We start from the raw sequence: 23,745 nt of genomic DNA, 5'->3' as shown, positions 1-23,745 counted from the left end.
CTGACGCCACAGGCCGAGAGAACCAGGAGAAGGCATGCCGCGACCGCAAGTCTGATCACTGGCACGAAGGACCCCTTCCCGGGCGATGACGGATGCGTCTGAACGCACTATGCCGGTGAGGCAGGTGGTTGTAGTGGGCCATGCCGGACCTGGTGTCATGCCGTGGCCGAGCTGTGACCAGAGAGCCACCAGCAGTGACCGCCGACACGTTTCAGGCAGCAAGTGCAAAGAGCAGAACGAAGACCGCCGTGGCGATCAGGAAGCCCGCGAAGAGCCACCCGAAGTCCCGCCACGGAGAGATCGACTTGTTGTCCTCACCAGGCACGTAGATCCCACTAGCCTCGAACCGGTCAACCAGATGGAGAACGGCCATCAACGCACGGGGTGCGCGCATGTCCGGCCTCCAGTTGCGTGATGGTGCCGACAGCGTAGTAGGCCCGCCGTCCCCACCAACCGAAGTCCAACCCGATCTCGAACACAGCTGGATCACAGTCCTGTGAGCCACCACCCAACACCAACCCAGACGGCGTGACCAACCCGCGAACCACCCGGGCTACGCTGTCCAGGCAACACCGGGGCCGTAGCCCAACAGGCAGAGGCACTGGATTTAGGTTCCAGCCAGTGAGGGTTCGACTCCCTTCGGCCCCACCACCTCTGACCAGCACCAACGAACTAAACAAGATTGCAAAACTCGATCATTGGGTGCGGGTTGCGATGCGTCGGTCATGGCGACGTCAGTCGTCGCACGGCGTCGGGCTGATCGCGGCGCTCGGCGAGTTCGGGCGATGGTGAGAGCCACGACCGAGTTCGTGAACCGATCCTGCGCTTGCTGTGACATGCGGGGCACGACTTGCCTGGTTACGGGGCGGCCGGACCCTGGCCTGGCGTCCGGACGCTACTTCAAGTGTAGGGCGCGGACGAGCCTCGGCCAGGATCTGCACACTTACACGGATGAAATTTCTATTTCACGATGTGCAATTGGGGTCGGGAGTCGGCGTCGCCGAGAACCTCGCTTAGATGTTGGGTGGACCAACACAATTCGGAGGCGAGTTGAGCACGGGTCAGCCCGTGTTGTTCGGCGAGACTCAACGCGTCCTTGAGTAGAGATGGAACTTCCCCTCGATATGTCGCGATCGGCTCGTCCCGACGGAAAGCTGCCATGTTGTTGAGCCGCTGGTATGCGCGACGGACCGATACGTCGGACACGATTCGAAGCTCACCCATTCGTCTGATCAGCGACTCGATAGAGACACCCCAAGACGTGCTAAGCCGATCCAGCGCAGCCATTCGAATCGTTCGCGGCAAAAGGGCCTCGATCTGGGTATGTGGGGTCAACAACTCGGCCGCGAACTCATCGGCTTCCCGTTCCTGTTGGCGGTCTCCAGGCAAAGGGTTCGAATGCAATAGCAGGTGGCCAAGTTCATGTGCGCAGGTGAACCGATACCGATAGATTGAGGCGGCGCGCTCCGGGGTTGCGATAATCAGCGGTCTGCCCAGAGCGCTTGTTGAGTATGCGCTTACCCGGGTGATCGCTTTGTTCGTCAGCGGAATGAGCGTCACAACAATGCCGTGTGCCTCGATTGTTGCCGCGAGGTGGGCAAGTGGGCCAGGTTCGATCCGCCACACTTCACGTGTTATTCGTGCAGCTTCGGATGGAGATGCGCCTTCTGGAACGGTCGGCAAGCTCACGTCCGGTAGCCGCACACGCTTCTCAAGTGCGTATGTAAGTTCCCAAACTTGCTCTGCGTGAGTCGCTGCTTTGGCTCGGTCCTTGGCCCGGGTCGACCTCAGGCTTCTGAAGTGTGCCTCTGCTGCGTCTAGCCGTCCCAACGGTCGCCCGGTCGCGAAGAACTCGACCGGCACCTTCAATACTCTCGCCAACACCGGCAGGATCTCGGGCCTGGGAGTCGTGGCTCCCGCTTCATACTGACCAATCGCCGCTGCGGAGACGTGGACGGCCTCAGCCAATTCGGCCTTCGTGAATTCTGCGAGGATGCGAGCTTGTGTGAGACGAGCAGGTTCGAAGGCCCTCGCAACATCATGGCAGCTACGCCTTCGCTCACTCGAGAAAAGCTCGAACTCGCCCTGATAGTCGTCAGACATCGCTCGGATCGTCGCCCGAAGCTTCGTCCACGCCGTGGACCCCGAGCTCCCTAGCCGGCGGCTCGCCACTGGTGAAAGTCTTGCCCGTGTCCGGAACGGCGAACAGCTTCGAGGGCTTCAGGCTCATAAGGCTCTCGCTGAACCCAAAATCGAGGTACCCGTCGTCACTGAGCGTGACATCGCCCCAAATTATGTCGTGCAGGGCGATGGCAGAACTCGAGACCGCTACGACCACGAGCTTATTGGAACTCACCTTCGCATCGGCCATCGCAGCCTCGACAACCTCTGTCAGCTGCTGCTCCTCCTCTGTGAGTTCCGGTCGCGGCAGGCCAAGATTCAGCTCCGGCTGAGTTGCGACACGAAGGTCAAGCATCGCGGTGCGTGCCTCCGACGTCACGAACGGCGTCGTGGTCAGGTCACGGTCACGGCTACGCCCATAGCGCCACGGGAACAGCGCTACTCCATTGATGACAGGAATGTTGTACGGTGCCCGACCCGGACGGATGAGCGCAGCCCCAGGAAGCTTGCCGAACTCCTCGAACCTTTCGAGAATTCCGCGCCAGAACTCCCCGTACACGCTCTTGCTACGGTGCCCGGATGCGTCCTGCGCATCAGCCGAGGCCGTGTGCTCGTCTCGAACCAGCAGAGACACCTGGTTGCGGATGTGGACACCATGCGCTCCGAACGTCTCGATCGACCAGCGACGGCCATCTTCCATGACTACCCTCCCGAAGGCGAATGCCGCGAGTCTACCAGATCACTTTAGATGTTCGCAGGATTCGATCGTCATGCTTTAGTGGCGTGTCGCTCATGCTCAAGCTATCGCATCAGGGCAGCAGGGCAGGCGAGGGCCCTGCCCTGGGAAGCTTCATCGAGGTGGCATCTACTGGGGAAGTGATGCCGCACCGTCCGGGCGTCTTGACTCGCTGCGATCAGGCCGGCCGCGTCGCCCAGAGTTGATAGCCAGCGATCAGCGCGTCCACAGCACCAGCGGAGTCCCTCTCGCTGATGCCATGCCTGATGACACCCAATTGCTGACCTGCCGCTAGCCAAGGTGATGGGCCCTTACGTACGCGTCCTCATGGATCACTCGTCATCTGTGCAGCTCAGACCAGGTTTCATCCGCACGAAGCGGGCAACTAGGTGATGACCACTGGCACTAGTGTAGCGACTCCGCTAGTCTTGTGTCATGACCGAGGTCAGTGTAGCTATGGCTGCTGAGCGTCTGGGAGTGCGCACCAGTCGTGTCCGAAGCTTGCTCGCGTCCGGTCGACTGGCAGGGCGTCGAGTTGGTTCGCTATGGCTGGTTGACGACTCTGACCTCGAACGTCGTCGTATCGCGGTAGAAGGGGTGCGCGGACGGCCCTTGGCGACGCGAGTTGCATGGGCATCTGCAGCACTGTTTGACGGTATCGATGTTGGGTGGTTGACATCGGCTGAGCGTGCCCGTCTACGCGCACGATGGGTGAACAACAACGGCGATGCCCAGGTTTGCCGGTGGTGGATGCAATCCCGCGCCTCGGTGAGCAGGTACAGGATCGGGTCAGGCGACATTGAGGAATTGCTGGCATCCAAGGGCACGATTGCGGGCGGGATCAGTGCAGCTAGTAGCTATGGGACCGGGTTGGGTCATGGTGCAGAGGCTGAGATTTACGCTGATCAGATGACTGTTCGACGCCTGGTTGACGAGTTCTTCCTTCTGCCCCACCCTCAAGGCAACTTGACGGTGCATGAGGTGCGTTCAGAGGCTGGCTGGCATCATGAGACATCGCGGGTCGTAAATGGCCTGCAGGTTGTCCCTCGGTTGATAGTTGTTGCTGATCTGCTGGACAGTGATGACACCCGTAGCCGAAGCGCAGGAGCTTCGCTGCTGGCGGACGTTCTCGGCGGCCTTGGGCAGCATGAGAGGCAACTCGTTGCCAGCTGAATCTGATCGGCACGTGATTGCAGCTGCGCTGGCGGCCTACGCTGGTTGCGAAATCGCAGACATACTGCAGCTCCACGATGAGGCGATGGCGTCTAGCGATGGCGCCATCGCCTCGCAAAGTTGTGAACCTGCCGAGGCGATTGCGACTGTCGAACGGCGGCTTAAGATGGCGCCGCTTGGTGGACCGATTAAGAGCATGCATTTGGAGCGAGTAACGCCCTTGCCGACCACTCCCAGTCAGATGACGGCCGTGAAGCAGCTGCCTGGCAAGCCGTCGCGCGGGGCCTGATGCCTTTTGTCACGACGCTGGATCAGCCAGTGATTCAGCTGCCGGGCATGCCTAGACCGCAAGAGATCGCATGGGGTGCCGTTCTTGATCTGGACGAAAATCTCGCCGCACCGTGGGTTCTCATGGGGGGACAGATGGTGGCTCTTTGATGCGCTGAGGCCAACATCGACTTGATTCGCCCTACGGAAGACGCAGATGTCGTTCTCGATGTCTGGCTGCGTCGCGGCGCCCTCAAGGATGCCACACGCCTGCTTCGTGACCGCGGATTCAGCGAAGCCGAGACGAGTGATGGCTACGGCTATCGATACCGGTGCGACGACGCTTGTGTCGACCTCATGGTTCTGATCACATTGAGCGGCAGAACCGTCAGCCAACCACTGCGACCGGCCGAGTTGGGTTGCCAGCCGCCGGTGGCAACCAGGCGCTAATTAGAGCTGAACGCGTGCAGGTGAAAGTCGGTGACAGGGTTGGCTATGCCCGGCGACCTAACATCCTCGGTGCCTTGGTAGGCAAGTCGGCAGCTGCAGTGACAGACACCCGCGACACCGACCGGCACCGAGACGACCTCGCTGTCCTAGGGCAGATCGCCTTGAACAGGTCTGCCTACCGGGCAATGCAGGTCTCAACCACCGTCCACGACCGTCAACGTCTTCGCGGAGCTCTTGGCGACATGCCTAGCAGCCACGGCGCATGGCAACGAATTCCGGAGCCGGAGCTCGTCCGACTGGCACTGCTACGCCTCGCCCGCGACTCTGGCGTAGACATCTAACCCTTCCTCTTTGCGAGCACGCAAAGCTCGACTTCCTGTGACGGCCGAACTGGGCAGCAGTGTACTGGGCGAGGTCCCGTCATGCCCCTTCTTGGTGGTCACCTACGTTCATTATGTCGATGACACCCGCTCGGTTAGCGAGCGTGTAAGTACAAGGGGCGAGGTCGGACGTCAGGGCGCGTGACCGTGTTGGGTGCGAAATTGGGTGCGAACGTCCGGTCACTCGTGCCTCTGGATCTACAGACTAGTCCTCTGGATGCGGTGTTCTCCCAGGTCGCCACGGGTGCTGCGGCTTGTAGTCGATTTAGGTTCCAGCCAGTGAGGGTTCGACTCCCTTCGGCCCCACGGCATCTGACCAGCCAAAACAGTCAGAACAAGATCGTCACTTGATCGTTGGGTGCGGCGTGGGTGCGAATGCGGTCGCGGTCGCGGCTGGGCGGCCACCTGCTGGGCGAGTTTCTGTCAGGTCAAAGATCGTTGGCGATGCATTGACCCAGGTGGCGGATCTGGGAGAGGAGGTCGCGTCGAGAAGTGTGTAAGTTTAGCCCGTGTTGGACGATTTCGATGCCGGCGCCTCGGATTCTGTGCCGGGTCTCGTGTCCTGACTTCCTTGCATAGACGAGATGGCCGCGGTTCGCGTTGAGAACCGTGCAGTATGTGAGCATCTGCTTGAGGTGGTCGTTGTCCATGTCGAGGTAGTATTTGGCGTCCACCACCGCCAACGCCCGCTCCGGGCCGGCGTGCCAAACCAGGTCAGGGTGATTGTCACCTGGTTTCCCTCATCGAGATAGATGTCGCGCTGTATATCTGTATAGCCGCGATATTTTGTCAGTTCTTCGGTGAGTGTAGCGCAGATGAAGTCCTCAAAGATCCGGTGCATGGTTAGGAGGAATCCGCTGACCGAGACATCGGTTTCACCAAGCTCGGCCGAGCTTCCGTGCAGGATAAGTCTGGCGAGGTGAAGCGCGTACTGGTATCGCTCGTTGAGCCTGGTGGGCGGGCATTGCGGTATCGGCTCCTGTGGTTTGAGCAGGCGTACACCGACCAGTTGTTCGACGATTCGCCGTAGCTGTCGACAGACTTCCTCTGGGAGGCGGCGCAATCGCAACAGTCGTACGGTCGCTGCCAGCAGGAGTTGGTTCTCAGGAATGTCGAACGTGAACTCGTCGTAAGTGACCTCCAGTGGCATTGTGCATCCGTAGTGTCTGCGCACCTGTTCGGGCAGGCGAAGCTTTCCCCGCATCACTGCCGAGGTGCTGTCGATCGCGTTGTAGCCCTGCAACGCGCCGAGACTCAGTGCTCGGGCAGCCTGTCTTTCGAACACCACGGCCATGGTGGCGACCAGGTCTTCCGCTTGCCCCACCGCGACGTCCTCGTCGCGCCAGTTGATCGTCTTGGTATAGTAACCCATCATGAAGAACAGCCTCGATATATCCAACTTGGGGCTAATGCGAATCTCGATTCCTGCGACTCGCGCCACGCTGACTTTCTGGTTCGCCCGTACCTCCCATTGGCCGTTGTGAAGTTTTCTGAGCTTCACCAACTTGCTGTCCGACAATGCGGCGGCTGATGCATCGTCGAGGTCGCAGGTCGTCGCGCCGATCTCTCCTCCAGCAGCGGTATGATCGACGATCGCCAGGCGCGTTCGAGCCCACCCACAGTGTGAACTTCGGGTCTCATCAGATAGGGCGGGCCGAGTTGCAGTTCCCGCCCAGGTATCTGTCGGTTGAGCCCGTCCAGAAGAGCCGCTATCTCGGTGTCATGACCCTCGCGTTCGAGCCATCTGTGCAACAGGTCCTTGACGGGGGGTTCGTTCGGGTGGAGTTCGACGAACGCAAAGCGGCGCCGAATCGCGGCGTCCATTGACGCGATCGAGCGGTCGGTCGTGTTCATCGTGCCGATGAAGAACACGTTGTCGGGCAGGTAGAATTCGGCATTCGCGTCGGCCGCGTAAAGTGGCGTGATTCGTGCCTGCCGGTACTCGAGTAGAAAGTACAACTCACCAAATACTTTTGACAGGTTTGCCCGATTGATCTCGTCGATGATCAGGATATGTGGCGTGTCATTGTTGCTCTCGGCCGCGTCGACGAGTCGACGAAGTGGACCGGGTGTGAGCGCGAACCCCGCGGACTCCTCGCCGTCGGCGGATGAGACCTTCGGTCGGATGCCTTCGAAGAAGTCCTCGTAGGAGTAGGCGGGGTGGAACTGGACCAGCTTGACGCTCTGAGTTCGACGCTCCGATGTGGCCAGCTCGCACGGCGACGAAGTCCTTGCTGGTCGAGCATTGGCGACTCACTGGTCACCTCGCCAGACCAGGTCGGGGCCGAAGATGACGCCGTCCCCGGTCGTATTCGGAGCCCTGGGCGGTATAGATGCAGCTGATCTGCTCGAACCCAGCGGGCTCGGTGGCCCAGAGTTGGGAGGGCAGCGCTCCATTGACACCGCGGCCGCCCTTGACGTTCCACGGCAACGCCAGTCTCCGATGACTACATCGTCGACGATTCCGCGGTGAGGATTCGCATCGCTCCAGGGCCAGAGAACCCGGTGGTCATCCGTGCCTTGCAGCTCTGGTCGGCCTTTGACCGCGATAGTAGTTCTGCACCCACGATCTGCCGCAGCGTCTGGACCCGGGCACCGAACGCATGGCTGCCCGTGCGTGTGGAGATGTTCCAGTAGTCGTAAGACGTCCTCGCCGGTCTTGGTGATCCTGGTCTTGGCTCGGGTGGGATTGCGGCTCCGCCGGACCGGACGGCCGTAGCGAAGTCCCCACGGTTCATCCGGCTCTGGCGCACTTTCGGTGGTTGCGGAGCGTGACAGCAAGATCAGCTTCTGTGTACGGCCACGATTCTGCCCGCCTGTGTACTCGGAGAGTGTTGCCGCAGGTGATCGCATCTATCGACGTTGACGGTGAGCGGCCGGCGGTGCGGGCGAGGACGATCGATCACCCAACGTCTCGCATGCCATTGCGGGGATCGGGTGCCCAGGTGCGTCAGCCATCACCTGCGGGCAGGCGTTGATCTACCTGACGATGGACGCCTGTGCAGCGCTGGCTCCGGCGAGGTGGCCTCCTTCGCTACCGCATCCTCCCCGACTGAACACAGCACGTCACCACCGAAAGTGCGCCAGAGCCGATCTTGGAACAGTCTCGGTGAACCACTCCGGTCACAGCAACAGGCATGTCGTACTACGACCAGAAGCCCCCATCGAGCGTGAAGTCGTTGGACGGTCGCCCGCACTGCGGCATGACAGGAAGTTGGGTGCGACGAGCAGGACTGTCGTGGTGATCGTGGCTTGCCTTTGACGCGTGGGTCAGGGCGTCGCGCCGGACCGTTCGAGAGGCGTCGTGGTGGAGGTGCCCGTGGCCCCACGTGGAATCCTCGGAGACGCCGCGGACGCCATATCGGCCCCGGTCCAGCGGGCACGATATGAGGAGATCGGGAACATCGACTGTCAGCGGGCCTAGGTGAGACATCCGTCCTGTTGCGCGACGCGGCATTTCATGGCCTGGGCGGGGTGGAGTGGACTTGCTGTCAGCGCTGCGACCTGCGGTGGGCCACCTTCGACAGTGAAACGAGTGCACGATTTCGCCGACGAAGGTGACCCGTTCGGTTCTCCCGTTGCGCGAGTCGGAATTTCGTGCCCTCTGTGGCAGGTCGATAGCGTCGGATTCGTGAAATGGAGTTTTCAGACGGCCGAAGTACTCGCGGCCGCCTTGCGTGCTGGTGACGTGACCTCGGTGGAACTGACCAACGAGGCGATCGCCCGTATCGAGTGTGACGACAAAGTGATCAACGCGATCTGCGTGCCGGACTTCGCCCGTGCACGGGCGGCCGCACATCGTGCCGACCAGGCACGCGCTCGCGGTGAGGACCGACCGCTGCTCGGCATCCCGGTGACAGTCAAGGAGTCCTATGACATGGCCGGGTTGCCCACGACCTGGGGCATGCCGCAACACCGGAACTATGTCCCGGCCGAGGACGCGGTACAGGTGCCACGGCTCAAGGCCGCCGGGGCAGTCGTGCTTGGCAAGACCAATGTGCCGTTGGGGCTGCAAGATATCCAGACCTTCAACGAGATCTACGGCACCACCACCAACCCGTGGCACCACGGTCGCACATCGGGTGGTTCCTCCGGCGGGTCGGCGGCAGCTCTGGCGTCCGGGTTCGGCGCGCTGTCCATCGGCTCCGACCTGGCAGGTTCGCTGCGCACCCCCGCATTTCTGCGGAATCTACGCGCACAAACCGACGCTCGGACTTGCGGCAACCCGCGGTATGACCCAGCCGTCCGAGCCGGCATTGCCGGTCGACCTCGACCTCGCTGTCGTCGGCCCGATGGCCCGTAGCGCCCGCGACCTCTCGCTCCTGCTCGACGTCATGGCCGGACCGGACCCGCTGACGCTCGGCGTGGCGCACAAGGTAACGCTGCCGCCCGCGCGCCACGAGCGACTCGCCGACTTCCGGGTCCTCGTCGTTGACGAGCATCCGCTCATTCCAACCGGGTCCGCCGTGCGAGCAGCCGTGAACCAGGTGGCCGACGCACTGGTCGACGGTGGCGTCCGCGTCGAACGGCGCAGTCCACTACTGCCCGATCTGACCGAGGCCGCGGAGCTCTACATGCGGTTGCTGATTTCGGGCTCCGTCGCGCGTTTTCCCATCGAATCGCTCAAGCACCTGCGCACCCGCGCCGCTGGACTGAGCGCGGACGACCAGAGTCTCGACGCCGTGCGGCTGCGCGCCATGGTGTGCAGCCACCGCGACTGGCTCGAGGCGAACAACCGCCGCGAGGTCCACCGCCACGGCTGGCGGCAGCTGTTCGCGGAGTTCGACGCCGTCGTGTGCCCGATCACACCCACTCCCGCGTTCCCCCACGACCACAACCCCAATCCCCTGACACGCCGGATCGACATCGACGGTGTCGAATACCCCTACTTCGACCAGCTCGTCTGGGCAGGCTTGGCCACCATGCCCGGTCTGCCCGCCACCGCCATACCCGCGGGCCGGTCCCCAGAAGGCCTGCCCGTCGGAGTGCAGCTCATCGGCCCGATGTTCGAGGACCACACCCTGCTCGGGCTGGCCGAACTGCTCGAGCACAGGACCGGCGGCTTCCAGGCACCGGAATAGCGCGCACCAGCCAGCTGGCACGGTACGGCAGGGACAGGCGTTGGCGAGAACTCCCATCTCTACCGACACGCACTCGTCGGCATGTGCGTGTGGTGAGGTATCAGGTGGCGCTGGCAATGTAGGCGGCGAGGGGTGGCGGCCGAGGTTCTTGCGTGCTCGGTCATAGCGCATGGTCGTGCGTGGGTCGGCGTGTCGGACGGCGATTTGGAACGTCGCGGAGGTCGACGCCGGCGTCGAGCATGGTGGTGACGTAGGTGTGCCGGAGCAGGTGTGGATGCAGTCGCGGTAGCCGCACGATCGCGGTTCGGGCGGGGTTGTGCAGTCGTTGGGTGGCGCAGTGCCGGTCCATGCGCCTGTCGCGCCGGTTGAGCAGGATCGGCCCTGTCGAACGGTCGTCGACCGCCTGATCGAGGGCTGGGCCGTCGGCTGGGGTACTAGCTGTTCGTTGACTCGCGGGCCGCAGCCAGGACGTCTTGCTGGCGAAGCTCGACCCACCTCCCAGACACACATGACAAAAAGGTGCCAATGCAGTGAAGCTCATCTGCTCGTCGCATGGTGGGTGGGGGGAGCGTCACCTCGTCGGCGTGCGGCGGCGGGGGTTGACCGCACGCTGTCGGCGCTACGCCGAAGCGGAGTGTTCGCCGCCGCTTGTCCAGGTCAAACCGATGATCCACAGTGCGGAGATCGAACCGGGAAGCCGTCCGCAGCCTGTCCCGACGCAGGTCGGTCTCCAGTACCACCATCGTGTCGCAACTGTCGTTGTCGCTGTCCGCGCACACCTGTCAAATGCCGCCGGCTACACCGTTCGTACCAAAATTTTGGTATTAACCACTTGTGCGCTCCTGAGGGTGGGCGATCACTGATGGTTGGCGTGGTCGGCGAGTCCGGCGCCCCGGTGGTGGGGAGGGATGAGTTCGTGCCGCAACTGCCCCCGACACAGCATCGAACGATCGTCGTCGTCGATGTGGCTGGCTTTACCGATCCGTCGCGGACCGTGACCCACCTCCTTGCCGTCCAGGAAGGTTTGTATGACGTACTGGGTACCGCCTTCTCCGAGGCTGGTATCGATCTTGGGGAGTGCGATGTCGAGGACCGCGGTGACGGTGCGCTGATCCTCCTCCCGCCGACGATCTCCAAGAGCCGTGTCGCGGACGAGTTACCCGCCCGGCTGGTTGCTGGTCTGCACCGCTACAACGTCGTTCACGCCGACGAGGCCAAGGTCAAGCTGCGTGTTGGTATGCATTTCGGCGAGATCCGTCGCAACGACCATGGCTTCGTCGGCCACGCCGTGAATCATGCTTTCCGCATCCTGGACGCGGCGGAGGCCAAGTCGGCGTTGGCCACGTCACGGGGCGTGCTCGCGCTGATAGCGTCGCGGTACTTCTACGAGGAAGTGATATCGCAGGACGCCGGCGCCGTTCCTGGGGCCTACCGGCAAATTCCGGTCGAAGTCAAGAAAACCTCCACCGCGGCATGGCTTCGCCTGCCGGATGACTGGGCCTCGCCGGTGCCCCAGCCTTCCGGAGAAGCCGAGATGCACGAGGACGACCGCCCTTGGGAGGTGGTCTCCGAACCGGATCTCAACCGGCTGCGGGATCTGCTTGCCGATCTTTCTGTTCCGCATTTGCCCACCCTCGTGCGGCGTGCCGCGGGACCGACGGTGCCCATCCCGCCTGCCGGTACCGCGTGGGAGGTGTTCGCCTACCTGTCGGATTTCAACGCGGGGCCGGACGGACTGCCACCCAATCTCGCGTTCGTCGACCTCCTCGCCATGGAGGTGGACGACCAGGTCGGCGAGCGACTCGCGGAGTGGGCGAACCACCAGGCAGTCCGCTTACGCCGCGGTGACGCGGTTCGCCTGCGTCGAGAAGGTTGGACGGAGATCCCTGCCGAACCCCGTCTCTACCTTGTGTTCGCGGTCGAGCCGGATGCGATCGACGAGAGGATCTGCCGGTTGAGCTACTGGCGGCAGGACGATCCTCTGGACTGGCCACCTCAGCTTGGTGGATCTTTCGACGTCATGGTGGATGACCTCGAGTTCCGTACCGACGACCTGATCAAGGAAACGGAACTGGTATGGGCGGGTGAGAGCGTCAGCGCAGCGCTTGAATTCGTCCTGCCGCGCAGCTTGTTCCATCTGCCCGTGCATTTGTGGCAGAAGGAGCATGATTCCGGTGATCCACGCCCGCTGTGTCTCGACTACGAGATAGCTATACGTTCTCTAGAACGGATGCGCGCCGCGCACTGGCACCGCATGTGGCGGGTACGATGGTCCTCCATGCTCCGGGATCCCTCGTCGTCGAGGGTTTTTCTCCCGCTGGCTTCCGCCGCCAAGTACCATCGCATGGATGCCGTTCTCAGCGACCTCGAATGGGTGGGCCTGGTGATGACAGAAGCCCCGGCTCCTCACCCGAAGCCGGGCGCGGGCCCCGACGAGCTGACTGCCGCGCTCCGGTCAGGCATCCCGGTGCTCTGCTGGCACCCCACAGCGTCCCGGCAGGAGCTGCAGGAAATGGTCAACCGGCTCCTCGACAACGGCGGACTGAAGAGCCTGCCGAGTCGGACCCAGAGCTCCAGAAAATCCATGTATTCGGTTGCCGAGTCCACGCAGTCCAACCTGATCGGTGGCTTCATACTGTTATGGGATGATCCGGACAGGTTGTTGTCGCTTGGTCAACCGACAGTTACGTCCCCATCGTAAGGATATCTGCGATGAGCGCGAATGAAGTAGACCCTGGAGCGCCGCGGCGGACGCCACGGTTCGAGGCGCCGGATTGGTGGATCTACCGCGGTACTGGTCGACCCATCCACGACATCGATCTGGCCGAGATACTTCCCGACCCGCCGCCGTGGCGCACATTCCACGGTGGTCCGGTGCAGGAGAACGCCGCGCCTCCCGAGGATGACGGCGAAGCGCAACGCAGACTCGGTTCGGCGGGCTACCTCACGGAGCAGCACGTCGATCCTCATGAGCTCGATATGGTCAACGCCGCGCTCTATCTGCGTCGACCTCTGCTGGTCACCGGCAATCCAGGATCCGGCAAGTCCGCGCTCGCCTATCGAATCGCACAGGAGCTGCGGCTGGGTGCGGTTCTACGCTGGGGAATCACCAGCCAGACCGAACTGCGATCCGGCCTGTACAGCTACGACGCGATCGGGCGTGTGCAGGCTGCCGCGACGAGCAGCGTGGGGACCACGGCGGGCCCCCACGACGAACCGCCGGTTGGCGACTTCGTGAGACTCGGGCCACTGGGCACCGCCTTCCTGCCTGCGCGCTTGCCGCGTGTCCTGTTGATCGACGAGATGGACAAGAGCGAGGCCGACCTTCCCAATGATCTGCTGAGTATATTCGAAGAAGGCGAGTTCACCATTCCCGAGCTTGCCAGAACGTGGCAGCGTGCGCCGGAGGTCACGGTGCATGCCGCCGATCCGAACCGAATGGTGACCGTTGTCGGCGGTCGAGTAGCGTGCCATGCCTTCCCGGTCGTGGTGATAACCAGCAATGGTGAGCGTGAGTTTCCGCCTGCGTTCCTGAGGCGTTGTCTGCAGTTGGACATACCGGACCCGAATGTCGAAAAACTCGCCGCCATGGTGGCCAACCATCTGCGTGATTCCCACGGTAACGACCATGACCATCTGATCAGGGAATTCGTCGCCAAGCGAACCGAGTATGGGTCCCTCCCGACCGACCGGCTCCTCGAGGCCGTGTACCTGGCTACCTCCGGGGCTTACCAGGCGGATGATGTTGCTTGGCCGCGTCTCGTCGACTCCTTGTGGCGCCGCCTGTCGACGGTGAACTGACGTGGGTAGCTCGGCCGGTGTGCCCGAACCACGTCACACGCCCCAGCCGGGACCATCGAACGCCGCACCCACGTACAGGCTCACCTGGCACGAGCTTGGCGACGCGCTCTACCTCACGTCCGTGCGGCAACGGGGTGAATCGATCACACCGCGTACAGAACGCGAGCGGGATGAGACGCCACCGGCGACACCTCCGGCCGTCAGCCCTTCCACGCCGCATGAGTTCGGCCCGGTCGACGAGCAGGACAGCCACTCCGTCGCGCCTCCCCCCGAAGGGCCACCTCTTGCACCCGAACTTGTACCGTCCCGGCTGGTCCACGTACCCCACTCGCCGGGCGTGTCGGGTGAACGTTCGCAGCCTGCCGCCCAGTCGGCGCTTCCGGGGACGCTGGACTATTTCCGGGCACTGCGTCCACTCAAGCGCAGGGTGCCATCGCGGCGCGACCACGACACCGTCCTCGACGAGGAAGCGACCGCTGAACAGGCAGCACAGATCGGGGCATGGTGGCCGATCACCCGGAAGAAGGAGCAACGCTGCCTCGACCTGACACTTGTGGTGGACTGCAGCCCATCACTGGTGCTGTGGAAATCACACGTTCGGGCGTTCATCGCCATGGCCGAGCGTCTAGGAGCATTCCGCTCCGTGCAGGTTCGCCTCCTGGATGTCGACCAGAACTCGAAACCAGTTCTCCGCGGGAGCAATCGGGAAGGGGTCGCACGGGATCCCGGCGAGGTACTGGACCCCTACGGGCGACGCATCCTCCTGGTGCTGACCGACGGCGTGAGCGCTGCCTGGCGGAAGGACCTCTATGGGCCGGTCCTGATGCGCTGGGCACGCACCATGCCGGTGACCCTCGTGAACGTGTTGCCTCAGTGGCTGTGGAGTCGCGCGGGACTCGCCGTCCAGCGGGCGCACCTTTCCGTGCCCGCGGCATTGAAGCCGAACTGCTACTGGCAGTACGAGCTGCTCGACGCTTGGCTGGAGCCGGACGAAAACGAGGACGCCAATGCGGTGCCCGTTCCGGTCGTGGAGCTCCAACCCCGGTGGCTGGGTTGGTGGAGCCGGCTCGTCACCGGTGTGTCCCGACGGCCCACGAGCGCCAGCGTTCTGTTGACCTCGGGACAACCACGGCCGTCGGTCACCGAAGAGATGACTGACGTGACGTCGTCGGCCACGCAGATAGTGCGAGCGTTCCAGAGTGTGGCCTCACCTCCGGCACTGCGGCTGGCGACGTTGCTCGCCGCACTACCGGTTAAGAATCCTGTCCTCGACTTGCTGCGAGAGCGGTTCGTCCCCGAAGCTGGGTTGGCGCATGTCAGCGAACTGCTCGTCAGCGGATTGCTGCGAGCCGACCCGAACGAAGGGAGCGCTTCTTGGGACGCGGAGTCGATCACCTTTGCCACGGGCGTCCGTGAGCTACTCCTGCGCGGGGCACGAAGATCGGAAACCGCTATGGTCGTGCGCGCAGCTGCCACCCAGCTCAACGACAGATTTCGCGTGCTCGGCCACCTCCGGGACGCGATCGCGGACCCGCACAGCACGCCAGACCCCGAGCTGACACTCGCGACGATGGCTGACGTCGAGCTGGAAAGCACGGTCATGCGCGCCCTCAGCGGCCCCTATCTCTCCCGTGCCGACCGACTCAGACATGCGATACAGCATGACACTGGACCGAGTGCGAATTCCGTTGCCACCGCCCCAGCCAGTAAACTTGCGAGTGACGATATGCCCGATTCGGCTAGTGATGCTGCCACCACGAGTCCTGTCCGCTCGGCGCCGGTGAAGTCCGGTCAGCACGAGGATACGTACGAAGCCGAGTCGGCTGCACCGATGGCGTATCCGTCGACCGCGTCGAGCCTGCGAGTTCACGAGCGGCAACCAGACGATCCACCGTCTGTCTGGGGCAACGTACCGCCTCGCAACCCCAACTTCACCGGCAGAAGAGAACTGCTCGAGCAGTTGGGCAAGCGCTTGACGGCGGGTGGCACGACCGCGGTCCTGCCTTCTGCCCTGCACGGCATGGGCGGTATCGGGAAGACCCAGATCGCGACCGAATATATTTATCGACATCTCCAGGACTACGACCTGATCTGGTGGATCGACGCGGCGCGTCCGACCCAGATCCGCTCCAGTCTGACGGATCTGGCCAAACAGCTCGGTCTTCCGGGCAGCAGCGAAGCCCACACGGCAGTGGCAGCCGTCCGGGAGTCTTTGCGGACCGGACGCCCGTACCGTCGCTGGTTGCTTGTCTTCGACGCTGCCGAAACGCCGGAGTCGGTGCGCCCCTTCTTCCCGACGAACGGTCCAGGTGAAATTCTGATTACTTCCAGGAACGCCGACTGGGCAGGTGTGGCAAGACCACTTGAACTCGCGGTGTTCGAACGACATGAGAGCATCGAGCTGCTTGGGCGTCGCGGTCCGACGATCGACAATGTCGAAGCGGACAAACTGGCCGAGAAGCTGGGTGACCTACCCCTGGCGATCGAGCAGGCCGCTGCCTGGCGAGCTGTCACCGGAATGCCGGTGAGCGAGTATTTGAGGCTTTTCGACGAATCAGTCGCCGAAATCCTCGACACCTCCGCGCCATCTGATTACGAGCTGTCAGTCGCTGCCGCGTGGAACGTATCCTTCGATGAGCTCAGGACCCGCAACCCCGCAGCACATCAGATCCTACATATTTGTGCGTTCTTCTCGCCGGAACCGATATCCCGTGACCTGTTCACCGGAGTCAGCAGGGTGTCGATCTCACCCGAGCTGGACGAGGCGCTGCGCAACCCGATCACACTGGCGCGCGCGGTCCGTGACATCAACCGGTACGGGTTGGCGAAGATCGATCACGGGAACAACACCATCCAACTTCACCGCCTGGTACAGCTGGTCCTTCGTAGCAGGGTGATGGCACCTGCCGTCCAGGCACAGATGTTGCACGGCGCTCACCAACTGCTGGCCAGCCTGGATCCGAACGATCCAGAATCGGCCAGGAACTGGCCGCGATACCGTGAGCTGCTGCCACACGCCTACGCCGCGGAGCTGATCAACTGCGACGACAGCTGGGTTCGCCAGCTCGTGATCAACCTCATGCGCTTCCTTTCCGTATCAGGTGACCACGAAGAGGCGATGCAGCTCGCGAAACGCGCGCACGAACACTTCACGGAAAAGCTGGGGCCTGCCGATCCGCAGACCCTCGAAGTGTCCACGCGGCTGGGTTTCTACCTCTGGGGCCTTGGCCAGTTCACCGAGGCGGCGCAACTCAACCAGCGCACGCTCGCACTCCGCCTGGAGGTCTCCGGCGAGAACGCGGAGGAGACGTTCAACCTCCAGACGAACATCGTCATCGACCACAGGGCAAGGGGTGACTTCGCCGCCGGGAGCGAGCTCAGCGCCGACATCTACCAGCGGTCCAGCCGTCTGTTCGGCGACGACGACCCCGAGGCGCTCAACGCGGCCTTCCAGCACGCCCTCAGCTTGAGGCTGTCCGGCCACTACCAGGCCGCCGCGGTGCTGGACGAGGACACGCATCGGCGTCGGGTCGAGGTACTCGGACCGGACCATCCGAAGACCCTCAGCACCAACACCGCCCTGATCGTCGACCGACGCGAGGCCGGGCAGTACATGAAGGCGCGGATCGAGCAGGAGCGTCTCACCGAGCTGTATCGGCAGCGGTTGGGGGTGGACAGCCCCGAGACGGTCACTGTCACCTTCATGTTGGCCATCGCCCGACGCAAGGATGGCGATCACAACAGCGCGTTGCCACTCTCTACCGAGGCATTCAACACCTTCCAGCTCATCTACGGTTCGACACACCCCACCGCCATGGCCTGTGCGCTGGCGTATTCAATCGACCTTCGCCATTCCGGAGACCTCGCTGCGGCCAAGAAGCTCGGCGAGGAGACGTTCGACCTGTATCGTCGCATCTACGGCGAGGTCCACCCCCACACGCTCGGTGCGACGGTGGACCTGGCGGTGACTCTGCGGCTTCAGGGTGACGTTGCCGGAGCGCGTGAACTGAACGAACGTGCACTCGAGAAGTTCCGCAGTGGTATAGGTCTTGACCACCCGTACACGCTCATCTCGACCATCAACCTCGCCAGTGATCTCTCCCAGCTGGGTAATCACGATCGAGCGGTGGAACTCGGGGCGGATGCGCTGGAACGTGGCCGGGCGACATTGGGGGCAGACCACCCCACTGTGCTCGCCGCCGCCGTCAACCTCTCCTTCGACCTGAGGGCTCTCGGCCGCACCGACGAGGCCGAGCAGTACTACGAGCCGACTCTGACCCACTACCGGAGGGTCCTGGGTGAGTCCCATCCTGGCACGATTGCCGCAACGGAGGGCGCCCGTGCGGACTGCGACATCGACCCGATGCTGATGTAAGTCACTACTCCGCGACGTTCTGGCCGATCCAGGAGGCAACCTGCTCCGGGGTCGGTACCTGGCCAGCGGTGTGTCGTAGGCGACGGTGCACCGCACGCACGGTCTCAGGACGGTGTAGCAGGGCGCGGGCAGCAGGATCCGCGCCCTGGGCGGCCAGTGCGAGACCGAGCCCGACCAGCGACGCCGGACGGTCGGGATCGTCCGCCAGTTCAGCGCGAAAACCACAGGCGGCCTCCGTGAAGCGACCAGTCGTGTAGGCGAAGTCGGCCGCGGTGGCCTCCGGTACTACACACCAGGAGTTGGGCAGACGCCCCCACGCCGGATCACTCACCCGCAGCCGGATTAGTTCGGGCCGAGCATGCGACCACCTGCCGTCTGGTACGGGTGTCGGCTGAAGCGTAGATGTGTGTGCGTTAACCGGCGGTCGGCTGTGCCCGGCGAGCCACGCATTCGTCAGGTCGACCACCATTGCCGGATCGGGTCTCAGATGGCGTAGCCGCCAGCCGGCCCAGTGGTCCGCGGCGGCTGCTGCGGCCAACTCGCCCGACTCCCGAGGAACAGGCTCGTGTTGCCACGCACCAAGCCGCTCGGCAACACCGTCGAGAAACCGCTGGCCTGCCTCGGTGAGGACTGGTTCCGCACGGAGAACCTCAAGTGTTCGCCAACTCTGTCGGCGCCAGTAGGCGAACTCGAAGGCGGCCCGGTTCGCCATGACTGCAGAATCGCTGTGCCTCAGGGCGCGCCAGAACATCGTGGCGCCGAAAAATGCGTAAACACCCTGCAATGCACCACTCACAGGCCGCGGGTCATCTCGCCATGCGACGTAGATTCGTTCGCTCGGGTCGTGGTCGACCAGCTGGGTGAGGTGCAATATGCCACCGAGGACGATGTGTTGGAATTCGTGGATCAGCGTGGCGGCCAAGGAAGCACCGTCGGTCGGACGGCAGACGACCGCACTGCCGAACGCTTCCCCGGTGGAAGCGCTGGGGTTCTGAAAGAGCACCTGTGGTTTGGGCACCAGTGAAGTCAGTCCGACAGGCATGCTCTCAGCGAGCCCTGGCAGGTGAGCCGCGACCAGCTGGCAGGCATCGGCTATCAGGCGCTCCCAGTCGTTGATCTCGTCGTCTGCTGTCCGTTGCGGAAGTATCGGTTCGTACAGCCCGCGATACGGATCGAGATCATCCAGATGCAGTGAGAACCGTTTGTTACCAATATGAATCCGGGCTCGGCGAACCGCCCACCACGTGTCGGTCGTCGATTCGAGCGGCTGGGGCAAGTACGTCACGCTGATCCCGTTGGTCACCGCGTAGTGGCCTTTCCTGCCCACTACGGTGGCCACCTCGAATGGTTCGGACGCTGCTAGCCGTGCCACTCCGAGCGATGGCAACGCGGCGTTTCCCTCCCACACCGGCACGTCGATGTCGAAGTCGAGACCAGCACGAATAGCGGCCGCTGCGGCCAGAGCGTGAGCTTGACCCACATGGACCCAGAGGGGGCACACGCCGTCTATCCGGTTACGTAACAATCGTGTCGTATATCCAATCCAGCTGCCGGTGTACGGATGAGAGAGAAGCCAGTGGATGGCCTTGGGTGAGATGTCCTCGACTCTGGCGAGTAGCTCCCACACTGCGTCGAGAGGCGGGAGGGGACCGCACAGCCCCTCTGCCTTCGCGGAATTCTCCATCAAGGCGCGCAACAACAGCTTCCGCCGGCTTCGTTCGGCTCGACGGAGTCGCTGCACCATGGCAGCGTCGCCCTCGATACGAGCGAAGGCGTCGAAGTCATGCCAGGACATTCGGTGAAAGAAGGGCGGATCATCTGACGGCTGGTTCATCAGTCGATCCGCTCACCACCTCCAGAACTGGTGGACCTGTGCAGTACTCGCAAACGCCTCGTTCGTTCAACCACATGACCCAACGAGCAGCGCAGCGCCGCACTGTCAAGCTGGCGCAGGCTGGCGAAGGCGACACCATCAAGGTCGATCAGCTTGGACTCGAAGCCTGGTTCGGCATCCGGCGATATCGAAATCATGCTGCGTTCCCCTCCGCCCAGGGCTTGGCATGAGCGAGTATTTCCATGATGGCTCATCACCCTGTGTTGTGGAAGGGCTTGACGACCCCACACTCATCACGCCTCGGCCGTCGACCCGCCACCACGCCGAAGTTTGTTGGTTCCGCTCATGTCGTTCGTTGATGTGTGATCGTCGTCGCGAGCAGTGCCGCGGTTTTCTCGTCCGCCGGGAGGAATGCCTCCAGTTTCAACTCTGCCACCGTGACGTCGAGGGCCGTGCCGAAGTGGCTCAGGGTCGTCATCAGGTGTAACTCGCCCCTCCGGGCGTGCAGGCGCAGGGGGACGGCGAAGCCCAGATGTTCCGGGCCCGGTTTCTTCGGACGGTTCGGGACAAGGGCCACCAACTCGTCGATCAGCGTCGTCAGCTGTGGGTTGGGATTGCGAGCCGTCTGAAGCCGCAGGCCGTCCAGGACATGCCACGCCCACTCGTCCAGGTTTGCGATCCTGGGGGCCAGGCCCTCCGGATGCAGGAACAACCTCGCCACGTTGATCGGCGGGACTCGTAGGTCTGGCGCCACGTCCTCGGTCAGGGTGTGGAACGCGTTGTTCGCCGCTACCAGATTGCCTCGGCGGTCCACCAGGATCGCCGGGTATGGCTCGTGGCCGCGCAGCACGCTCTCCAGTGCCCTGCGCACGGGCGTTATCGACTCGTCGTTCCAGTCGCTCTCCTGGTACGCCGGGGCATAGCCCGCTGACAGCAGCAGCGTGTTGCGTTCGCGCAGCGGCACCTCCAGTGACTCCGCCAGGCGGATCACCATCGGGCGGCCTGGCGTCGAGCGGCCGCTCTCCATGAAGCTCACGTGCCGCTGTGTCGTACCGGCACGTAACGCCAGCTCTATCTGGCTCACCCCTCTGCGTTGCCGCCAACCCCGCAGCTCCTTCGCGAACGTCACTCGTGGTGTCTAACGCACGGCACCGACAGTCGGCTATTCCCCGCAGGGAATTGCCCAGGTCACGGCGTGCGGGCAGCGTGACCGCCGTAACCCACGAGGAGGTAGTCGTGCTTGACCCGATCGAGTTGGCCGACCGCTATGTCGCGGTCTGGAACGAGCCGTCGTCCGAGGTGCGGCGGGCCACTGTCGGCGCGTTGTGGGCCGACGACGGAATGCATTTCCTACAACCACCGGACGAGGCCGCGAAGGCCGCCGAGCGGCTCAGCCTCGTCGCCGTCTTCCAGGCGCGGGGGCACGACCAGCTCACCGCCCGGGTCGAGCGGGCCTACGACGAGTTCGTCGCCCCCGGGACGATGACCTTTCGGCGGCATGGCGACGTCGCCCGCGTGCACGACGTCGTCCGGCTCGGCTGGGAGGCCGTTTCCGGCGACGCCGTTGTCGGATGGGGTACCGACGTCCTCCTGCTCGACGCGGACGGGCGGATCCGGGCCGACTACCAGTTCATCGAGGCATGACCGAGTTCGGGTACCTGCTGCCCACCTTCGACGTCGGTGACATGGTCGAGCTCGGTGTTCTTGCCGAGCAGGCAGGGTTTGACTCCGTGTGGGTGCCGGACAGCCCGTTCATGTACGGGTTGCCCGATCCGGTGACGTTGCTTGCCGGGCTGGCGACGGCCACGCGGCGGGTCACCCTCGCCACTGGCGTGCTGCTCGCCGCCATGCACCAGCCGGTCCTGCTGGCGCACCGGCTCGCCACCCTGGATCAGCTTTCCGGGGGTCGCCTGATCGTGGGGCTCGGTTACGGGTTCGACTCACCGGACACCGAGCGGCAGTTCGCGGCGGCCGGCGTGCCCTTCGCCGGGCGAATCGGGCGGTTGACCGAGACGGTCGCCGTGTTGCGGGCGTTGTGGTCCGGCAAGCCGGTCAGTCATGCCGGCACCCACTTCGCCTTCGACGAGATGACCCTCGCCCCGGCTCCCACCGCGCCGCCACCGATCTGGCTCGCCGGCGCAGGCGCCAGCGCGGAGCGTCGTGCGGGCCGGCTCGCCGACGGCTGGTTGCCCTACCTGCCGACACCGGAGCTGTACGCGGACGGGTTGCGTCGCGTTCGGGAGGAAGGGCGCGAGGTGACGCCTGCGCTCTACGTCACCGTCGCGCTGGACCCCTCGGTCGACACCGCGCAAGAGCGGCTGCGCACCACTGTCGAGCGGTGGTACGGCAGGCCTTTCGACGTGATCTCCACTCGGCAGGCCACTTTCGGCGGTACGCCTGCCGGGCTGCGGGAGTTTCTCGCGCCTTACCTGGCGGCGGGTGTGCGGCACGTCGTGCTCCGCGTCGCGGCAGAGGAGCCGCGGCGCGGACTGGACACGATAAGTCAGTCGATCAGCGCGCTGTAACCGTTCAGTGCGGGCTGGCCGCCCAGGTGGGCGTACAGGACCGTGGAGTCCTTGGCGATCTCACCGCGGGTGACGAGGTCGATGAGACCTGCCATCGACTTCCCCTCGTAGACCGGGTCGGTGATCATGCCCTCGGTCCGGGCGGCCAGCCGCATCGCGTCCATCGTGGACTCGTCCGGGATGCCGTACGTGCCTGCGTGGTACCGCTCGTCCAGCAGGATCTCGTCGTCGGTCAGATCTCGTTCGAGCCCGATCAGCTTCGCCGTGGCGCGCGCGATTCTCCCGACCTGGTCCCGGGTCTCCCTCGGCTTCGCCGAGCCGTCGATGCCCAGGATCCGTCGTTCGCCCCCCAACGCGGCGAAACCGGCGATCATGCCGGCCTGAGTACTGCCGGTGACCGAACAGACCACGATGGTGTCGAAGAAAACACCCAACTGGCGTTCCTGTTCGGCCACCTCGAACGCCCAGTTCGCGAAGCCGAGGCCGCCGAGACGGTGGTCGGAGGCGCCTGCGGGGATCGGGTATGGCTTGCCACCCGCTGCCTCGATCTCCGCCAGCGCCTGCTGCCAGCTCTCCTTGAACCCGATGCCGAACCCGGACCGCACCAGCCGCACGTCCGCGCCTGCCAGCCTGGACAGCAGGATGTTGCCGACCTTGTCGTACACCGCGTCGGGCCAGTCGACCCAGCTTTCCTGTACCAGCACGCACTTCAGCCCCACCCTGGCCGCGACGGCCGCAACCTGCCTCGTGTGGTTGGACTGCACACCGCCGATCGACACGAGGGTGTCGCACCCCTTGGCCAGCGCGTCGGAGACGAGGTACTCCAGCTTCCTGGTCTTGTTGCCGCCGTAGGCGATGCCCGAGTTGCAGTCCTCGCGCTTGGCCCAGATGTCCGCGCCGCCGAGGTGTGCGGACAGGCGTTCGAGCCGGTGGGTCGGCGAGGGGCCGAACAGCAGTGGGAAACGGTCGAAGTCGTCGATGGGCATGGTCCCATCAAAGCGC

General features: G+C 63.8%; 16 protein-coding genes, 1 tRNA gene and 1 pseudogene. 9 read left to right on the top strand and 9 right to left on the bottom strand.

The window, feature by feature from the left end; all coding sequences use genetic code 11:
- Window positions 1–211: 211 nt before the first annotated feature.
- Window positions 212–394, bottom strand: coding sequence for a hypothetical protein (locus CLV71_RS16350; protein WP_133903606.1), 183 nt, complete (start codon window positions 392–394; stop codon window positions 212–214).
- A gap of 180 nt (window positions 395–574) precedes the next feature.
- Here CLV71_RS16350 and CLV71_RS16345 point away from each other — a divergent pair.
- Window positions 575–651 (top strand) — tRNA-Leu (locus tag CLV71_RS16345).
- A 309-nt stretch (window positions 652–960) separates the two neighbouring features.
- Here CLV71_RS16345 and CLV71_RS16340 read toward each other — a convergent pair.
- Window positions 961–2,103 carry an ImmA/IrrE family metallo-endopeptidase gene (locus CLV71_RS16340; RefSeq protein WP_133903605.1) on the bottom strand — a complete coding sequence of 381 codons (1,143 nt, stop codon included), beginning with the start codon at window positions 2,101–2,103 and terminating at the stop codon, window positions 961–963.
- Window positions 2,096–2,821 carry a hypothetical protein gene (locus CLV71_RS16335; protein WP_133903604.1) on the bottom strand — a complete coding sequence of 242 codons (726 nt, stop codon included), beginning with the start codon at window positions 2,819–2,821 and terminating at the stop codon, window positions 2,096–2,098. Before CLV71_RS16335 ends, CLV71_RS16340 begins: the two co-directional genes overlap by 8 nt.
- A 471-nt stretch (window positions 2,822–3,292) precedes the next feature.
- On the opposite strand from CLV71_RS16335, the gene CLV71_RS16330 reads away from it, so the two are divergent.
- A complete protein-coding gene (locus CLV71_RS16330; RefSeq protein ID WP_133903603.1) occupies window positions 3,293–4,030 on the top strand; it encodes a type IV toxin-antitoxin system AbiEi family antitoxin in 738 nt (245 codons plus the stop codon).
- A 1,599-nt stretch (window positions 4,031–5,629) separates the two neighbouring features.
- Here CLV71_RS16330 and CLV71_RS16325 read toward each other — a convergent pair.
- Both CLV71_RS16325 and CLV71_RS16320 read right to left on the bottom strand, forming a co-directional pair.
- The gene (locus CLV71_RS16325) at window positions 5,630–6,628 is read right to left on the bottom strand and encodes an McrC family protein (protein WP_166664121.1); all 999 of its coding nucleotides are present in this window, start codon (window positions 6,626–6,628) and stop codon (window positions 5,630–5,632) included.
- A complete protein-coding gene (locus tag CLV71_RS16320) occupies window positions 6,625–7,338 on the bottom strand; it encodes an McrB family protein (RefSeq protein ID WP_133903601.1) in 714 nt (237 codons plus the stop codon). The genes CLV71_RS16325 and CLV71_RS16320 overlap by 4 nt, the downstream gene beginning before the upstream one ends.
- 1,420 nt (window positions 7,339–8,758) lie before the next feature.
- Here CLV71_RS16320 and CLV71_RS16310 point away from each other — a divergent pair.
- Window positions 8,759–10,208 (top strand): annotated as a pseudogene (locus tag CLV71_RS16310) (amidase).
- A 160-nt stretch (window positions 10,209–10,368) separates the two neighbouring features.
- On the opposite strand, the gene CLV71_RS50655 reads toward CLV71_RS16310, so the two are convergent.
- Window positions 10,369–10,557: a hypothetical protein gene (locus tag CLV71_RS50655; RefSeq protein WP_424923885.1), complete on the bottom strand. Its 189-nt coding sequence runs from the start codon at window positions 10,555–10,557 to the stop codon at window positions 10,369–10,371.
- A 513-nt stretch (window positions 10,558–11,070) separates the two neighbouring features.
- On the opposite strand from CLV71_RS50655, the gene CLV71_RS16300 reads away from it, so the two are divergent.
- The 3 genes from CLV71_RS16300 to fxsT are packed head-to-tail and all read left to right on the top strand — an operon-like array spanning window position 11,071 to window position 18,384.
- Window positions 11,071–12,909 carry a VMAP-C domain-containing protein gene (locus CLV71_RS16300; RefSeq protein WP_133903600.1) on the top strand — a complete coding sequence of 613 codons (1,839 nt, stop codon included), beginning with the start codon at window positions 11,071–11,073 and terminating at the stop codon, window positions 12,907–12,909.
- Window positions 12,910–12,920: 11 nt separating this feature from the next.
- Window positions 12,921–14,009: an AAA family ATPase gene (locus tag CLV71_RS16295; RefSeq protein ID WP_133903599.1), complete on the top strand. Its 1,089-nt coding sequence runs from the start codon at window positions 12,921–12,923 to the stop codon at window positions 14,007–14,009.
- Window position 14,010: 1 nt separating this feature from the next.
- Window positions 14,011–18,384 (top strand): FxSxx-COOH system tetratricopeptide repeat protein, encoded by a 4,374-nt coding sequence (gene fxsT / locus CLV71_RS16290; protein WP_424923880.1) that lies wholly within the window; start codon window positions 14,011–14,013, stop codon window positions 18,382–18,384.
- A 4-nt stretch (window positions 18,385–18,388) separates the two neighbouring features.
- On the opposite strand, the gene CLV71_RS16285 is transcribed toward fxsT, so the two are convergent.
- Window positions 18,389–20,218 (bottom strand): HEXXH motif domain-containing protein, encoded by a 1,830-nt coding sequence (locus tag CLV71_RS16285; RefSeq protein ID WP_133903598.1) that lies wholly within the window; start codon window positions 20,216–20,218, stop codon window positions 18,389–18,391.
- A 74-nt stretch (window positions 20,219–20,292) separates the two neighbouring features.
- On the opposite strand from CLV71_RS16285, the gene CLV71_RS47675 reads away from it, so the two are divergent.
- Window positions 20,293–20,448 (top strand): hypothetical protein, encoded by a 156-nt coding sequence (locus CLV71_RS47675; RefSeq protein ID WP_166664120.1) that lies wholly within the window; start codon window positions 20,293–20,295, stop codon window positions 20,446–20,448.
- Window positions 20,449–20,561: 113 nt separating this feature from the next.
- Here CLV71_RS47675 and CLV71_RS16275 read toward each other — a convergent pair whose 3' ends face one another.
- Window positions 20,562–21,347 carry a helix-turn-helix domain-containing protein gene (locus tag CLV71_RS16275; RefSeq protein WP_133903596.1) on the bottom strand — a complete coding sequence of 262 codons (786 nt, stop codon included), beginning with the start codon at window positions 21,345–21,347 and terminating at the stop codon, window positions 20,562–20,564.
- A 107-nt stretch (window positions 21,348–21,454) separates the two neighbouring features.
- Here CLV71_RS16275 and CLV71_RS16270 point away from each other — a divergent pair, with 107 nt between their 5' ends.
- The gene (locus CLV71_RS16270) at window positions 21,455–21,862 is read left to right on the top strand and encodes a hypothetical protein (RefSeq protein ID WP_133903595.1); all 408 of its coding nucleotides are present in this window, start codon (window positions 21,455–21,457) and stop codon (window positions 21,860–21,862) included.
- On the top strand, window positions 21,859–22,743 hold the full coding sequence (locus CLV71_RS16265) for an LLM class flavin-dependent oxidoreductase (RefSeq protein ID WP_133903594.1): 885 nt from the start codon (window positions 21,859–21,861) through the stop codon (window positions 22,741–22,743). The genes CLV71_RS16270 and CLV71_RS16265 overlap by 4 nt, the downstream gene beginning before the upstream one ends.
- Here CLV71_RS16265 and CLV71_RS16260 read toward each other — a convergent pair.
- Window positions 22,722–23,729, bottom strand: coding sequence for a 1-aminocyclopropane-1-carboxylate deaminase (locus tag CLV71_RS16260; RefSeq protein WP_133903593.1), 1,008 nt, complete (start codon window positions 23,727–23,729; stop codon window positions 22,722–22,724). The two genes, CLV71_RS16265 and CLV71_RS16260, sit on opposite strands and share 22 nt — an antisense overlap.
- Window positions 23,730–23,745: the final 16 nt, after the last annotated feature.

The sequence above is a fragment of the Actinophytocola oryzae genome (genome assembly GCF_004364325.1).
Taxonomy (GTDB): Bacteria; Actinomycetota; Actinomycetes; order Mycobacteriales; family Pseudonocardiaceae; genus Actinophytocola; species Actinophytocola oryzae.
This window is presented reverse-complemented; position numbering and strand designations above follow the sequence as displayed.

Bases quoted from the DNA above. Each gene is read 5' to 3' on its own strand.
- CLV71_RS16350 (WP_133903606.1), bottom strand. From the start codon at position 394: ATGCGCGCACCCCGTGCGTTGATGGCCGTTCTCCATCTGGTTGACCGG.
- CLV71_RS16340 (WP_133903605.1), bottom strand. From the start codon at position 2,103: ATGTCTGACGACTATCAGGGCGAGTTCGAGCTTTTCTCGAGTGAGCGA.
- CLV71_RS16335 (WP_133903604.1), bottom strand. From the start codon at position 2,821: ATGGAAGATGGCCGTCGCTGGTCGATCGAGACGTTCGGAGCGCATGGT.
- CLV71_RS16330 (WP_133903603.1), top strand. From the start codon at position 3,293: ATGACCGAGGTCAGTGTAGCTATGGCTGCTGAGCGTCTGGGAGTGCGC.
- CLV71_RS50655 (WP_424923885.1), bottom strand. From the start codon at position 10,557: ATGGACCGGCACTGCGCCACCCAACGACTGCACAACCCCGCCCGAACC.
- CLV71_RS16300 (WP_133903600.1), top strand. From the start codon at position 11,071: ATGGTTGGCGTGGTCGGCGAGTCCGGCGCCCCGGTGGTGGGGAGGGAT.
- CLV71_RS16295 (WP_133903599.1), top strand. From the start codon at position 12,921: ATGAGCGCGAATGAAGTAGACCCTGGAGCGCCGCGGCGGACGCCACGG.
- CLV71_RS16285 (WP_133903598.1), bottom strand. From the start codon at position 20,218: ATGAACCAGCCGTCAGATGATCCGCCCTTCTTTCACCGAATGTCCTGG.
- CLV71_RS47675 (WP_166664120.1), top strand. From the start codon at position 20,293: ATGACCCAACGAGCAGCGCAGCGCCGCACTGTCAAGCTGGCGCAGGCT.
- CLV71_RS16265 (WP_133903594.1), top strand. From the start codon at position 21,859: ATGACCGAGTTCGGGTACCTGCTGCCCACCTTCGACGTCGGTGACATG.
- CLV71_RS16260 (WP_133903593.1), bottom strand. From the start codon at position 23,729: ATGCCCATCGACGACTTCGACCGTTTCCCACTGCTGTTCGGCCCCTCG.